Raw genomic sequence first — 13,587 nt, 5'->3', positions numbered from 1 at the left:
TCTGAGATTGTATTTCAATATGATGCCTACAGAGAATTGCGAGATGTCACAATGGTAATCTGGGGTGTCGCCTTTATCTGGTCGTTAGCTTTGCCGATTGCTGTCGAGTTTGGCGGAATTAATCTGCCTTTGTATCGAGTTTTTCTTATAATTAGTCTTGTTCCTGCATTTCTTAATATTGTCAAAACGCCAGGTAAAGGGCTCGGGGCTGTCGATCTATTTTTGCTTTTGAATTTTATTTGGGTGTTTGTCGCAATGTCTGTCAATCATCCCATGCCCTCAATTATCGAATCTACCGGATCTTACTTCCTCGAAGCTATTGCGGCCTTCTGGCTCGGAAAGGCCGCCTGCAGTGACCGTAAAGATTTCATCCGTATCTTCAAGCATGTGTCAATTATTCTGATCTTGATTTTCCCATTTGTGTTGATCCAATCTGTTACAGGGAAAAATATCATACTTGATGTATTTCGGCATATATTTCCGATTTTGCCGCCATCGATGGAGAGTCAACGTCTCGGCTTGTTCAGAGCTCATGCCAGCTTCCCTCATCCAATATTATTTGGTGTATTTGCAAGTTTTTCTATTGCACTTACGGTCCTCACTTTTAAGAGACTCAAATTCGTTTCTATACCAATTATGGGGTTATCGACATTTTTCTCACTGTCGACAGGCCCTTTGTTGATCATGGTTCTGCAGATCATCTTTCTGACCTGGAATGCTTTGCTTAGCAGAATGAAAAGCAGGTGGTGGGTATTTTTGATTTGTTTCTTGGTGACATACGCTGTGGTTGACGTTCTCTCCAATCGCACGCCGTTCCACGTCTTCGTCGATTACATGACCCTCAATAGCGGCAGTGCCTACAACCGCATCCTTATCTGGGAGTTCGGTACCGCTGAGGTCGCCCGCCATCCGATTTTCGGGATTGGTTTCAACGACTGGAACAATCCCGGATGGATGAGCGATAGCATGGACAACTTCTGGCTCGTGCTTGCGGTCCGCTACGGATTACCTGGCTTCCTGTTCTTCTTTGCCGCCTTCCTCACGATCTTTATCAAAGCGTGCCGGCGGCGGTTTCCCGGCGACCCTCGCACTGCTGAGATCAGGCTCGGTTGGTGCCTTTCCCTGCTCGCCATCTCGATCGCCGGCACCACGGTGCATTTCTTCGGAGCCGTCTTCCCGCTATTCCTGTTTATGTGGGGGACGGGAGCATGGTTCTACGAACGTCAACCTGTCAGGCGCGGGCGTCGAGCGCCTGCCGTGGCGCCAGCCGAAGACGTACGAGATCTGCCTTCCGGAGAGGTTGCGCGACCCTAGAGTCGGATCGCTTCGCGATTCCGGACAATCGCAATTCGCTTTAGGTCTTGTCGGCTTTCGCGGCTAGAGCAGGATCGCGCTAGGTGGACTCGCTCTGGCGATCCCACCTAGGGCGTGACTCCTACTTTCACCATCAGGTTAGAGGGCGATTCACGTCTCGGGCGGAAGCGAAGCGCTTCCGCCCGAGACGATCGCCCTCTAGGCGATCTTCGACTATCGGCTCGTCGAGCGATTTCGAACGGATCCGCTCGTTCCGGCCATGCCAATGGCGGAGCCGGCCAAATGCAGATTGGATCGCTGAAAAGACCGAACTCAATTCCCAGCGGCGGGATAGTCGTGAACCGATGGCAGGAGGTCACGGGAAATTTCGCTGACGCGCGGCAAGGCAATGTCCTTGCCGGAGAGGATCGGATCGTCGAGCGGCCACTCGATTCCGATCTCGGGGTCGCTCCACAGCACGCCGATTTCGGCTTGGGGCGCATAGAAATCGGTGCACTTGTAGCTGAAGATAACCGTTTCGCTGAGAACGCAGAAGCCGTGATGGAAGCCTGGCGGTACCCAGAGTTGCTGAGCGTTCTCGCCCGTCAGGGTCACTCCGACCCAGTGTCCGAAGTGAGGCGAGTCGCGCCGCAGGTCGACAGCCACGTCGAAAACCTCGCCCTGCAGCACCTGCACCAGTTTGCCTTGCGCTTGCGGATGCTGGAGATGTAGCCCCCGCAGCACCCCGCGACTCGAGCGCGAGACATTGTCCTGTACGAAGTGGCTCTGAAGGCCGGCGTCGGCGTAGCGTTTGGCGTTCCATGTTTCCCAGAAAGCGCCGCGTGCATCCCCGAAGACCTTGGGCTCGATCAGTAACACTCCCGGCAGCCGGGTTTCCGTGATCTTCATAACGTCATCCCCTCCGCGCCCGACCGGACGTCAGGATATTCAACCGCCTCCCGATCAGGAGTGTTCTTCGCCATCGGCCAGCAAACGACTGAGATACTCGCCGTAACCGCTTTTCAGCAGACTGGCTGCGAGACGCGCCAGAGCGGCGTCGTCAATCCATCCTTTGCGCCAAGCAATCTCCTCGGGGCACGCCACTTTCATGCCTTGGCGACGCTCCAGAACCGCGATGAACTCTCCGGCCTCTAGCAAGGAATCGTGCGTGCCAGTGTCGAGCCAGGCATAGCCGCGCCCCATGATCTCGACCTGCAGGCGCCCCGTTTCCAAATAGAGTCGATTGAGGTCCGTGATCTCGAGTTCCCCCCGGGCCGAGGGCTGCAAGGTCTTCGCCAAGGAGACGACGTCTCTGTCGTAGAAGTACAGGCCGGTCACGGCGTAACTCGACTTCGGCCGTGCCGGCTTCTCCTCAAGAGAAAGCGCCCGGCCGTTGGTATCGAACTCGACCACGCCATAACGTTCCGGGTCGTGCACGTGGTAAGCCATCACCGTCGCCTGTTCGACAGCCGCATCAGCGCGTTCCAGAAGATCCTGGAGCCCGTGACCGAAAAAGATGTTGTCGCCCAGAATCAGTGCGCTGGGATCGCCGGCGACGAAGGATTCGCCAATCAGAAACGCCTGAGCCAAGCCGTCCGGTGAGGGCTGCACCGCATAGCTGATGTTGAGGCCCCATTGGCCACCGTCGCCGAAGAGAGCTTCGAAGCGCGGCGTGTCTTGAGGTGTCGAGATGATCAAGATGTCCCGGATATTGGCGAGCATGAGAGTCGTCAGAGGGTAGTAGATCATCGGCTTGTCGAAAATTGGCAGCAGCTGTTTCGACACGGACAAGGTCGCCGGGTAGAGGCGCGTGCCCGAACCGCCTGCCAAAATGATCCCTTTGCGCGCCATGGCGTCCTATCGCTCCACTAGTTCTAAGACCGTTCGATCGACGTGGTGACGCCAATCCGGCAGATTCACTCGAAAGGTCTCGCGCAGTTTTGTCGTGTCGAGGCGCGAGTTGACGGGGCGTTTTGCAGGGGTCGGATAGTCCGAGGTGCCGATCGGTTCGATGTCGGCGGTCCGACAGGACAAGGTCGCACCCGCCTGTTCGGCTTGCGCGACCACGCGGCTGGCAAGCCCATGCCAGGTGGTTTCACCGGCCGCGGTCAGATGATAGAGGCCGCCGATCGGCCCCTCATCCGGCCCTCGATCCGAAATGCGTTTCAACGCCAGCGCCGTAACGTCGGCGATCAGCTCCGCGGAGGTCGGACTGCCGGTCTGATCGGCGACCACACGCAGGCTGTTACGTTCGCGAGCGAGCCTCAGCATGGTCCGCACGAAGTTCTGCCCACGAGCGGCATAAACCCACGATGTTCGGAAAATCAGATGCTGTCCGCCTGCGGCCATCACGGCAGCCTCACCGGCCAGTTTGGTGGCGCCGTAGACTCCCAAGGGCGCAGTCGCATCGCTCTCCTTGTAGGCGTCCGCCTTCGCTCCGTCGAAGACATAGTCGGTCGAATAGTGAACGAACCATCCGCCGCGCGCCGCCATCGCTTCCGCCATCTCGCCAACGGCCGCCGTGTTGATCCGCATTGCGGCATCCGCGTCATCTTCCGCGCGATCGACCTGTGTGTAGGCGGCCGCGTTGACCAGGATATCCGGTTCGTGCTCGGCGATGGTGCGTGCGATCGAGGCCGGCTCGGTGAGGTCAGCCGAACTCCGTCCACACGACACCAGTTCTCCGAGCGGGGCCAGGGCGCGCTGCAACTCCCAACCGACCTGTCCCGTACGGCCGAGCACTAAGATACGCATATTGGAGACACCAAGACCCGATAATGGCAGAAGAGCGCGCAGTCTATCTCGCAAGCAAGCCCTGTCCAGGTGGAATTCTCTCGCCCATCTCGCGGCGTCCTGCGGTCCTCCCCACAGGCGGCCGGTGGTACGAACGCGTCATGGGCAAAAGCTCGCCGTAATCCCCGGCGACCCTATAGAAATTCTGTATCCGTCATCTTTACAAAAGCTTAACCATACATCATAATAGGTATAAGTGGTGGTGGAGGAAACGTTGCGTGTTTTAATTGTCGAAGATAATGTGGATGAGTTAAAATTAATCAAAACGGTCGTAATGAACGCGGGTTTTGACTGTGTAACAGCTGAAACAGGTGCTGATGCACTACATTACGCGAGTCGATCCGATTTTGACGCTATTTTGCTTGACCTTAATTTGCCGGACATAAATGGCGAGGCAGTTCTCGAGCGTTTGCGATTGTCCGGTAATTTGACACCTCTGCTGGTTCTCTCGGGAACTGGCGATGTCGAAACCCGCATTTCGCTGCTGGCGCAGGGTGCTGATGACTTTGTCACGAAGCCTTTCAACAGACGAGAACTGTTGGCGCGTCTGAGTGCCGTGATTCGCAGGGCACGTGGCTTGTCACGTCCGACCATAGAATTCAAAGGGCTCTATATCAACTTCGATGCGAAGTCTGTAATGGTCTACGGGCAGCCGGTTGAACTGACCGGGCGCGAGTATGCTGTTCTCACCTTGCTTGCCGCGAGAATGGGAAGCATCGTCTCCGATGAGGAGATACTCAATTCCATCTACGAGCCCGGTGAGGACGTCTCGCCGCAGATCGTGAAGGTTTATGTCTCCCATCTTCGCAAGAAGCTTCAGCGCTCTTCAGGGGGAGAGACCTTTATTGAGACTGTCTGGGGGCGCGGCTACCGCCTGGGATCGGCTGACGAGGTCGACGGCGGTCTGAGCGGGCAGTCGAGAGCCGGTTAGCCGGCCTTTTCGCCAAGCCGTATCGGATAGAGTTTCGGTTTGCGTTTTTCGATCGGATGCATGTGACGGTTGGGATCGGGGCGTGCGCACGGAAGGTTGGGATCTTCTTCGGCTCGGCCTAGGCGTACTGTTTTTCGACCCAAGTTCGGTATGAGCCATCGACGATCTTCGCAACCCAGGTTTGGTTTTCCAGATACCACTGGATGGTCTTGCGGATGCCGGTCTCGAAGGTCTCGAGAGGCCGCCAGCCCAACTCCCGCTCGATCTTCGATGCGTCGATTGCATAGCGCCGATCGTGACCCGGGCGGTCCTTCACAAAGGTGATTAGATCGGCATAGCTCTGCCCGCCGCTTCGGGGCTGCAGTTCGTCGAGAACCTCGCAGATCGTTTGCACGACCTCGATGTTCGGACGCTCGTTCCAACCGCCGATGTTGTAGACCTCGCCCAACGCGCCTCGGTCCAAGACGCGGCGAATGGCGGTGCAGTGATCGGTCACGTACAACCAGTCGCGGACCTGCTTTCCGTCGCCGTAGATCGGTAGGGGTTTGCCGCTCAGGGCGTTGTGAATGACAAGCGGTACAAGCTTTTCCGGAAACTGAAAGGGGCCATAGTTGTTCGAGCAGTTGGTCGTCAGGACCGGCAAGCCGTAGGTGTGAAAGTAGGCGCGTACGAGATGGTCCGAGCCGGCTTTCGAGGCGGAGTAGGGGCTATTCGGCTCGTAGCGATTCGTTTCGCTGAAGGGGGCGTCTTCCGGCGCCAGCGAACCATAGACCTCATCCGTCGAAACGTGCAGAAACCGGAAGTTCCCTGCTTCAGGCGCGCCTGTCGCTGCGAAATTTCGCGCCGCTTCCAACAGCGTGAAGGTGCCGAAGAGGTTGGTGCGCATGAAGTCTTCCGGCCCGTGAATCGAACGGTCGACGTGACTCTCGGCCGCGAAATTCACGACGGCGCGCGGGCTGTATTCCGCAAACAGGCGAGCGACAAGGTCCTTATCGCCAATATCGCCTTGAACGAAGACGTGTCGGTCGTCGTTTCGCACGGCTGCCAGATTGTCCAGATTTCCGGCGTACGTCAGCAGATCGAGGTCGATCACGCCTTCGTCGGACTGGGCCAGCCAGTCGAGAATGAAGTTCGAGCCGATGAAGCCCGCTCCCCCCGTCACCAAGATCGTCATTCTGGTCTCCTAAGCTCGACCGACCGCGGATTTTACTCCTGAGCGCGCCGCTTCGTTTCGGACAGAGGGTTCTCGAAGGCCGGCAGCCTTACGGGCCGGTTTGCGACACTCAATAAGCGTTCTCGTGTTTCAGCACGCGTGGGGTCATGAGAATGATTTTGAGGTCGAAGTACAACGACCATTCGTCCACGTAGTAGAGATCGTGCTCGATACGATTACGCATCTTATCGAGCGTCTCCGTTTCACCGCGCCAGCCATTGACCTGGGCCCAGCCTGTAAGGCCCGGTTTCATGCGATGGCGTGCAATGTAGGAATCGATCGCATGGCTGTACTCGCGATCATGCGCCAGCGCGTGCGGTCTCGGTCCGACCAGCGACATATCGCCGGCGATCACATTCAAGAGTTGGGGAAGCTCGTCGAGACTGGTACGTCTCAAAAACCGTCCGATACGCGTAATCCGATCGTCGTCACGCGCAGCCTGCCGAACCTGCGCATCGTCATGCAGGCGCATGGAACGGAACTTGATGACCGTGAAGGGGCGGTTGTTGAAGCCTGCGCGCGCTTGCCGGAACAGGACCGGTCCGGGGCTGTCCAACTTTATCAGTAGGGCGATCGTGGCCATTACCGGCGTCAGCAGGACGAAAAACAGAGTGCCGAGGATAAGATCCTCGAGCCGTTTTACCAGGACGCTCAAGTCGGACAGCGGGCGTGTCATCAGGCTGACCACCGGGATGTCACCGACCAGCCGAGAGCTGCGCCCGAGCAAGGCCGGATCGTACCCGCCCGGCACGACGTCGACATCGAGCGAGACCATGCGCAGCGGTCTGGAAACATCCTGCAACTCGCGTTTATCGCTCGCCGAGGGAATGAGGATCGCGCGGTCTAGCTCCAACTCGCCGATGCTCTGCACGAATTCCGAAGCGTTCCGGTAGACCCGTCCCTCGCTTTCATCGCAGAGACCGTCGTTCGGACGTGCGCCGCCGTCGATAGGAACCGTCGCCTCTATGACGTAGAGACTGCGTTGGAGCTGATGCCTGATGTCGTCGACGTGTTTTGCTCCCTTCGCATAGACCAGTGCGACATGCTCCCGCATGAAGCCGACCTCGACGCCATGCTTCAGCAATCCGGCCCACCAGACGCGCGTCGACATCAGACTGACGTAGCTGGAGAGAATCCAATAGACGACCCAAAGCCGCGAGTACTCTTCGATTGCGCGCAAGCCAAAGCCGATCACCATCAGAACCGCGATCATCAGCGAGAAGGCGATCGTAACGCGCTTCAGTCCGCGCCAGGGGTGCTCCAGAGCGGCGAGCCCGGTGGCACGAAGCGCCGGGAACACGAACAGCAGAACGAGGATCGCGAGGAACAGAGCCGCAATCTCGTCGTCGCGGATCGGACCGGTGCCAAACCTCAAAAGGTGCGCGAGATAAGCGCCAAAGACGACGGACAGAATATCGGTCACGTGCGTTGCCACGGCCAGAAGCCGTCTGCCGACACGCGGAGATATGACACGCTGCCGCTTGGGCGCTGTATGAAGCCTCGCCTCAGCCATGGTCAGCTTGTCCGGCGATGATGATGTCAGGCATTCGATTTATGTTGCAGTGCATAACACAGAGACTATGCCACGTCGCGCCTGACTTTTCGGTAAACGTTGATCTGCGGCGACCGCAGGCGTCCGATCGACTGAATCGCGGCGATTCCAGCTATTGCCATATAAAGTCAAGCCAACCGCAAACCGCAGGAACCTTCGAGAAGACCGGTGATTCGTGCGTTCATCCAGAGGTTGGCTCCAAGGCACCAGGCGTCGGCTGCATGGCCGGCGCAGCGCCTGCCAGTCAGCCCGCTGCCCGCAGATTACCGCTCCTCCATCAAACCGACGGCCTGGAGCCGTTCGGGTGGCCTCGTTTCGCTCTCTCGCGCGTTCAGAAAGCGATTCACGTCCTAGGCGGAAGCGAAACCGCGTTCACCTTAGGAAGATCGCGCTCTAGTCGGGGATGTAGCCGTCCATCGCAGGCAGGGACTGGTTCAGGAAAGCAGTCAAGCGCGCATCGGCTTCAGCGTCGTCCTCGTTCGCCGCGATCGGGGTGACCAGGCGGACCAGCGCGCCGTCAGTGCGGCCAAGCGTGATCGCGTCCCACACGTTGGCGAGCTTGATCGTGAACTCGCTGGTCATCTGGCGATGGCGAAGCTCGAACCAGTAGTACACGAGCTGCCGTTGCACGCCGTTAACGATGATCGTGCGGTTCACATTCAGCGGAGCCTGACCGTCCAGCGAAGAAATCGTGCGCGTATCGAAGTGCGTGATCTCCCAACCGCCGGCCGGGATACAGGCTGCCGGAGAGTGGATCGAGGCACGCCGGTCCTGAGCGTCGTACCAGGCCACATAAAGGTTCACCGGCGCGCGATGATCCGGGCTGGTGTAATCGGCGACAATATAGTCGTCGACTTGCAGGATATCGAGATAGATCTGGTCGAGCGACTGCTCGCGGCCGGCCCAGGATCCCATCTGCAGTGGGAAGGCGGCGAGCGGCTTGCGGTCCGGAACCGCGTTCGCGCCTTCCGGCAGGCTAGCCAAAGTGATCGCGGCGATCAGCAGGCCGACCGTCGATGCCATCAAGCCTTGGCTGCTCGCACGAACCGGTGTCGGAACACGGCCTGCCTTGGGCATGATCTTATCGATGTCCAGGCGCAGCACGAAGGCCTCGCGGCTTCCGGTGATCCAGATCAGGACCTGCAGGAACGCGAAGAGGAAGAGGAGGCCGACAACGAAGATGACCCAGCCTTCAAAGGCATGCATGAAGCCTTCGGCGGCGGAGATGCCCTTGTAGTTGACCAGGATCCCGGTCAGGGAGATGCGCGCACTGTTGATGACGATGGTGATGGGGGCGACGGCGATGAACAAGACGACGCGGTGCCAAGCCGGTCCGCGATAGAGGTAGCCGATCAGGTAGGCAAAGCTCCCGAGCGGGAAGAGGTAACGCAGCCCGTTGCACGCTTCGGCGACTTGCAGCTGGAACAGTCCAAGATCGATGATGTTCCCGTTCAGAAAGACCGAATACCCGAGCGTCCGCAGCGCTTCGGTTCCGAGAACGGACGAGATCAACTGCATCGTCGTCGACACGTTGACGTAGAGCGTCGACGGCAAAGGCAGAGCGAAAATGAGGTAGGCGATCGGGAACAGCAGGCGCCGCGTGCCATGCCAGCCGTAAAGCGTCAGCGCCAAACCGTAGAGCGCGACGATAAAGCCGTAGAAGGTAAAGGTCGGCATGCCGCCGACCTTGGCCGGAATCGCGATGGCGGCCGCCAGGAAAATCAGGGCAACCCCCCACCAGGTTCCCCGCGACTCTTGAGGGCGCATTTCCCGCAGGGCATGCCATACCAGCAGCACTGTCAGCGGTGGCACGATATAGCCGTAGCTGAATTCTTCGCGTTCCCAAGATACGACCGCATGAATTAGGCCGTCGAGAAAGACGAATGCCAGCGCAATGGCGAACAGACATGCAGCAACCAAGAATTTATGGTTAATCGATGTCCGAAGGTCAATTGATCGACCTGGACTTGAAACATGATCGGTCATTTGATGCTGACCAGCCTTTCGCCAGTTGTGCCGCACCTTGGAAATTCCGATGAGGCTACAGGATTGTCACTTCATTGTCAGCCGCTTCGCAACAATGTGAACAAAATCTAATAAATGCTATGGTTAACAAAACATCGAACAATAGCTCTTAGGATCGGGTGGTTCCTGCGCTTCTAGCTGTCGTGACTCTGCAAAGCGGTTTTCGAAGGGATCGAGCTATCCCGCGAAGATTGGATCGGTCATGCGTCGCCGGGCGCTACGGCCCTGAGCCGGACATTCCCGTTCGCGTCGCCGACGCCCTCTTCCTGCGCGCTGTCCTCGCCGGTTTTGCCGTAAAGCTTGGTCAACAGATCCTGCTTGAAGGCGGCTGTGGTTTGACCGTCCGAAACCGATTGGAATGCGCTCAAGCCGCTTCCAATCCGGTTCTCGGCCACTTCGCAGACGGTCTCGAAGGTCACCGACTTGCCGTCGTCGCCATAGGCATAGACCAGGGACAGGTCGCAGAGCTGGTTGATCAGCCGCGGCGTGCCGTTTGCGAAATAGTGCACGGCCGCGCAGGCCAAATCGTCGAACAAGTCACCCTTGCCGCCGGCGACGTCGACGCGGTGGCGGATGTAGGCCAGGGTTTCAGGTAGCTCGAAGGTCTCCAGGTGATAGCTGATTCCGACGCGCTGGACGAGCTGCACGAGTTCAGGCTTCTTCAGGGTGGCGAGCAGCTGCGGTTGGCCCACCAGAATGACCTGCAGAAGAAATTTCTCGCCGGAATTGACGTTGGACAGCATACGCAATTCCTCCAGCGTGTCCGCTGAGAGGTTCTGGGCTTCATCGACGATCAGGATGGCGCGCTTGCCATCGGCATGCAGCGTCTCGAGCTTTTCGACGAAAGCCTCGTAGATCAGCTGATTGTCACCGGAGGTATGTTCGACGTCGAAGACGCCGGCGATCGAGCGCATGATCGTGCCGAAAGCGGCGTGGGTGTGGTGCACCACCCCGATCTCGACGTTCTCCAGGATGTTCTTCATCAGGTACTGGATCAGAGTGGTCTTTCCGGCTCCGATCTCGCCGGTGATCACCGTGAAGCCCGTTTCCTCCAGCAATCCGTACTGAAGGAGATGCAGCGCCAGCTTGTGCCGCCGCCCCAGGTACATGAAGGAGGAGTCCGGCTGCAAAGAGAAAGGTTTTCGGTTCAAGCCGAAAAACGATTCGTACATTGACGGACTCCCTGCCCCAGATGCCTCAGCGGCCGTAGTAGCGCGGCATGGTTTCCGACGACCGGTTCAAGACGCTTCCGATCAGAGGATAGCCCTGCAGCAGAGAAATGGTCTTCTTGACCTGATCTTCCTTGGTGCGGCCCTCGGACGCGACCAGAAGGCAGCAGTCGATGTGCTTCATGAACGCCAGCGCATCGTCGGTGAGAAGAACCGGTGGCAGGTCGTAGATCACGATGCGGTCCTTATAGGTGTCGCGCAGCTCCTTCGACAGTTGCAGCATGCGCGGCATCGTGATCACTTCCGACGAATTGTGCACCGGACGCCCGTTCGGCAAGAGAACCAGGCGTTCGATGCCCGGGTTCACCAGGCACTGCGACAACTCGAGGCCGTTATTCAGGAAACCCAGCAGTCCCGGCTCGGGATCCACGCCGAAGTAGGTGTGGACGCTCGGAGAGCGAAGATCCAGGTCGACCAGCAGTACGGTGCGGGTGAGGACCTTCGCGAGACTGATCGCAAGATTGCTGGCCACCAAGGTCTTGCCTTCTTGCCCGACCGAACTGGCGATCCCGATGGTGCGATAGTCCGACGCTTCCATACGATTGAGCACGCGGGTGCGCAACATGCGGAACGTGTCCGATAGGGCATGACGCTCGATCCCGGCCATCAGGCGATGGCGTTCCAGTTTCTGGTCGTGAACCGGGGTGACGCGGGTGCTGGTGTAGGCGATGTCCAGCGAGCCAGTTCCCGTCGCAGGTTGCCGGCCGGTGCCGTTCAGGCCCGCCGGACGCTTTGCGGGTGAGGACGGATCGGTCTGGCCTGAGCCGAGAGATTTCTCGAGCGCCTTTTGTATCTTTTCCATGTCTGCCGTCCTGGCTTACAGACCTAGCGCGCCAGCCTGCGACTGCACCTGCCGTTCGATCTTCAGCAGTATGAGGTCGAGCGGGGTGACGCGCGTGTGCACGTACCACAGGCTGGCGGCGCAGGCCGCTGTGACAGCGCAGATGAGGAATCCGCGCACGAACCATCGCCGGAGAGTGTCACGACGCGTCGTGATCTCCGGGATCAGAACCAATGGCGGGATGCCGGTCAACTGTTCCAACTTACGCGCACTGCGGATCCTGCTGTCGACGAACTCCACGGCCAGCATGCTGGCAAGGCCGAGACCGAAGGCCACCACGATACCGCCGAGCGCGACGAGCGGACGATTGGGACTCTCTGGCGCTGAAGGCACTTGAGGCGCGTCGATCAGCGTAAAACGTTCGGCTTTTTGATTCAGTTCCAGCGAGGCGCCCATTTCCGCCTCCAAAACCTTGCGCCGCAGCGTATTGAAGTCCTGCACAGAGTTCCGGTACTCGCGTATCAGGGCCTGATAGTCTTCGGAGATGATGGCCGTCTGGTCGAGCGAGGCCTCAACCGCCTCGATGTCCGCTTGAATCGCTTCCCGGCTGCGTTCGGCCGCACCGAACTCGCGCTCCAACTCGGCCAGAACGCGTTCGACCTCGGCCCGGCTCGCATTGTTCGCGACGAAAGCACCGGCAGCCGACGGATCCGTTGCTGGCGGAAGCTCTTCGAGCCGCTCTTCGAGCTGAGCGATCTGCCGATCGATCTGAATGATGTCGGGATGCTGTTCCGTAAAGGTGGTCGAGAGGCTGACCCTCTCGTTGCGGAGTTGCTCGAGCATCCTCGCGACTGTCGCAGCTTCGCTCGAACCGGTACCGCCGCCCGATCGCGGCAGGCTTTCCAGCCGCGCGGTCAATGTCGTCCGTTCGTCCCGCAGCGCCTCCAAGCGGAAATTCACGTCGCGCAGGTTCCGGCGTAGCTGCTCGAGTTCCGCTTGATTTCGGTCCTGCTGTTCCGGCAAAGCGCCGGCATACTCGCTCTTGATCGCAGCGATTTCTTCTTCCAGGCGTGTGACGTCGCGCTCTGCCGCGGCCGTTTCCTGCAGCAGGAAATTCGCCGTTTCCTGAGCGCGCTCCTGCCGCGTTCGAGCGTTTTCGCTGAGGTACCAGGAGACCAATTCATCCGTCACGGCTTTTGCCTTCGCGCCATTTTCGTAGGCAAACGCAACCGTAAAGGCGACGGTGAAGGATTCGCGGCCGCGACGCTGCTCGATCAAGGAGACGGTGATGTCGCCTCGCATGGCTGCGGCCACCTGGGTCATCGGCAACTCGGCTTGCCGCTGCGGGTAGAGATTGTGCTGGCGGATCAGGGCGATCAGGTTATCGGTGGCGATAAAACGCCGGCGGATGATCTCAATCCGCTCGGCAGCCAAACTGGTGACGGTGGAATCGATCAGATCCCGCGGCACGTTCGGCTGTTCGACCAATATCGTGCCCGTCGACATGTAGACGGGCGGCAGAGCCTTGGCCACGACCAGAGCGAGTGCGCTGATCAGCACCGCCGGAACGAGAAAGAGCCAAAAGCGGCGTTTGACCATCCTCCAGATGGCACCGAAATCAAGCTGGAGTGGCTGATCCTGCTCTTCGTAGGTGCTGGCAGTCATTGCTTTAGTGGCTTCCCTGCTTCACCAGATGTCGCGACATTTCACGAATTTCATGGCGAACATTTAACTTGAGCTAACCATTTTGGTATAGCTACTGTCGGATCA

At 58.7% G+C, this 13,587-nt stretch carries 11 protein-coding genes; 2 read left to right on the top strand and 9 right to left on the bottom strand.

The window, feature by feature from the left end:
• Positions 1 to 51 precede the first annotated feature (51 nt).
• Positions 52 to 1,314 carry an O-antigen ligase family protein gene (locus DBZ32_RS09375; protein WP_119166856.1) on the top strand — a complete coding sequence of 421 codons (1,263 nt, stop codon included), beginning with the start codon at positions 52 to 54 and terminating at the stop codon, positions 1,312 to 1,314.
• 312 nt (positions 1,315 to 1,626) lie between these two features.
• Here DBZ32_RS09375 and rfbC read toward each other — a convergent pair whose 3' ends face one another.
• The 3 genes from rfbC to rfbD are packed head-to-tail and all read right to left on the bottom strand — an operon-like array spanning position 1,627 to position 4,047.
• The gene (gene rfbC / locus DBZ32_RS09370; RefSeq protein WP_119166855.1) at positions 1,627 to 2,202 is read right to left on the bottom strand and encodes a dTDP-4-dehydrorhamnose 3,5-epimerase; all 576 of its coding nucleotides are present in this window, start codon (positions 2,200 to 2,202) and stop codon (positions 1,627 to 1,629) included.
• Positions 2,203 to 2,256: 54 nt separating this feature from the next.
• The gene (rfbA, locus tag DBZ32_RS09365; RefSeq protein WP_119166854.1) at positions 2,257 to 3,144 is read right to left on the bottom strand and encodes a glucose-1-phosphate thymidylyltransferase RfbA; all 888 of its coding nucleotides are present in this window, start codon (positions 3,142 to 3,144) and stop codon (positions 2,257 to 2,259) included.
• A gap of 6 nt (positions 3,145 to 3,150) precedes the next feature.
• Positions 3,151 to 4,047: a dTDP-4-dehydrorhamnose reductase gene (gene rfbD, locus DBZ32_RS09360; protein WP_119166853.1), complete on the bottom strand. Its 897-nt coding sequence runs from the start codon at positions 4,045 to 4,047 to the stop codon at positions 3,151 to 3,153.
• Positions 4,048 to 4,282: 235 nt separating this feature from the next.
• Here rfbD and DBZ32_RS09355 point away from each other — a divergent pair, with 235 nt between their 5' ends.
• Positions 4,283 to 5,017, top strand: a complete 735-nt coding sequence (locus tag DBZ32_RS09355) for a response regulator transcription factor (protein ID WP_119166852.1) — start codon at positions 4,283 to 4,285, stop codon at positions 5,015 to 5,017.
• 118 nt (positions 5,018 to 5,135) lie between these two features.
• On the opposite strand, the gene rfbB is transcribed toward DBZ32_RS09355, so the two are convergent.
• The 6 genes from rfbB to DBZ32_RS09325 all read right to left on the bottom strand — a co-directional run bounded on the left by rfbB (position 5,136) and on the right by DBZ32_RS09325 (position 13,482).
• On the bottom strand, positions 5,136 to 6,191 hold the full coding sequence (gene rfbB, locus DBZ32_RS09350) for a dTDP-glucose 4,6-dehydratase (protein WP_119166851.1): 1,056 nt from the start codon (positions 6,189 to 6,191) through the stop codon (positions 5,136 to 5,138).
• A 109-nt stretch (positions 6,192 to 6,300) separates the two neighbouring features.
• On the bottom strand, positions 6,301 to 7,653 hold the full coding sequence (locus tag DBZ32_RS09345; RefSeq protein WP_162906674.1) for an undecaprenyl-phosphate glucose phosphotransferase: 1,353 nt from the start codon (positions 7,651 to 7,653) through the stop codon (positions 6,301 to 6,303).
• Positions 7,654 to 8,175: 522 nt separating this feature from the next.
• Positions 8,176 to 9,702: a VPLPA-CTERM-specific exosortase XrtD gene (gene xrtD / locus DBZ32_RS09340; protein ID WP_162906673.1), complete on the bottom strand. Its 1,527-nt coding sequence runs from the start codon at positions 9,700 to 9,702 to the stop codon at positions 8,176 to 8,178.
• Positions 9,703 to 10,007: 305 nt separating this feature from the next.
• Positions 10,008 to 10,979, bottom strand: coding sequence for an ExeA family protein (locus DBZ32_RS09335; RefSeq protein ID WP_119166848.1), 972 nt, complete (start codon positions 10,977 to 10,979; stop codon positions 10,008 to 10,010).
• Positions 10,980 to 11,004: 25 nt separating this feature from the next.
• Positions 11,005 to 11,838 carry a nucleotide-binding protein gene (locus DBZ32_RS09330; protein WP_119166847.1) on the bottom strand — a complete coding sequence of 278 codons (834 nt, stop codon included), beginning with the start codon at positions 11,836 to 11,838 and terminating at the stop codon, positions 11,005 to 11,007.
• A 15-nt stretch (positions 11,839 to 11,853) separates the two neighbouring features.
• Positions 11,854 to 13,482: a GumC family protein gene (locus DBZ32_RS09325; protein ID WP_119166846.1), complete on the bottom strand. Its 1,629-nt coding sequence runs from the start codon at positions 13,480 to 13,482 to the stop codon at positions 11,854 to 11,856.
• Positions 13,483 to 13,587: the final 105 nt, after the last annotated feature.

The organism is Algihabitans albus (assembly GCF_003572205.1).
GTDB lineage: Bacteria > Pseudomonadota > Alphaproteobacteria > Kiloniellales > DSM-21159 > Algihabitans > Algihabitans albus.
This window is presented reverse-complemented; position numbering and strand designations above follow the sequence as displayed.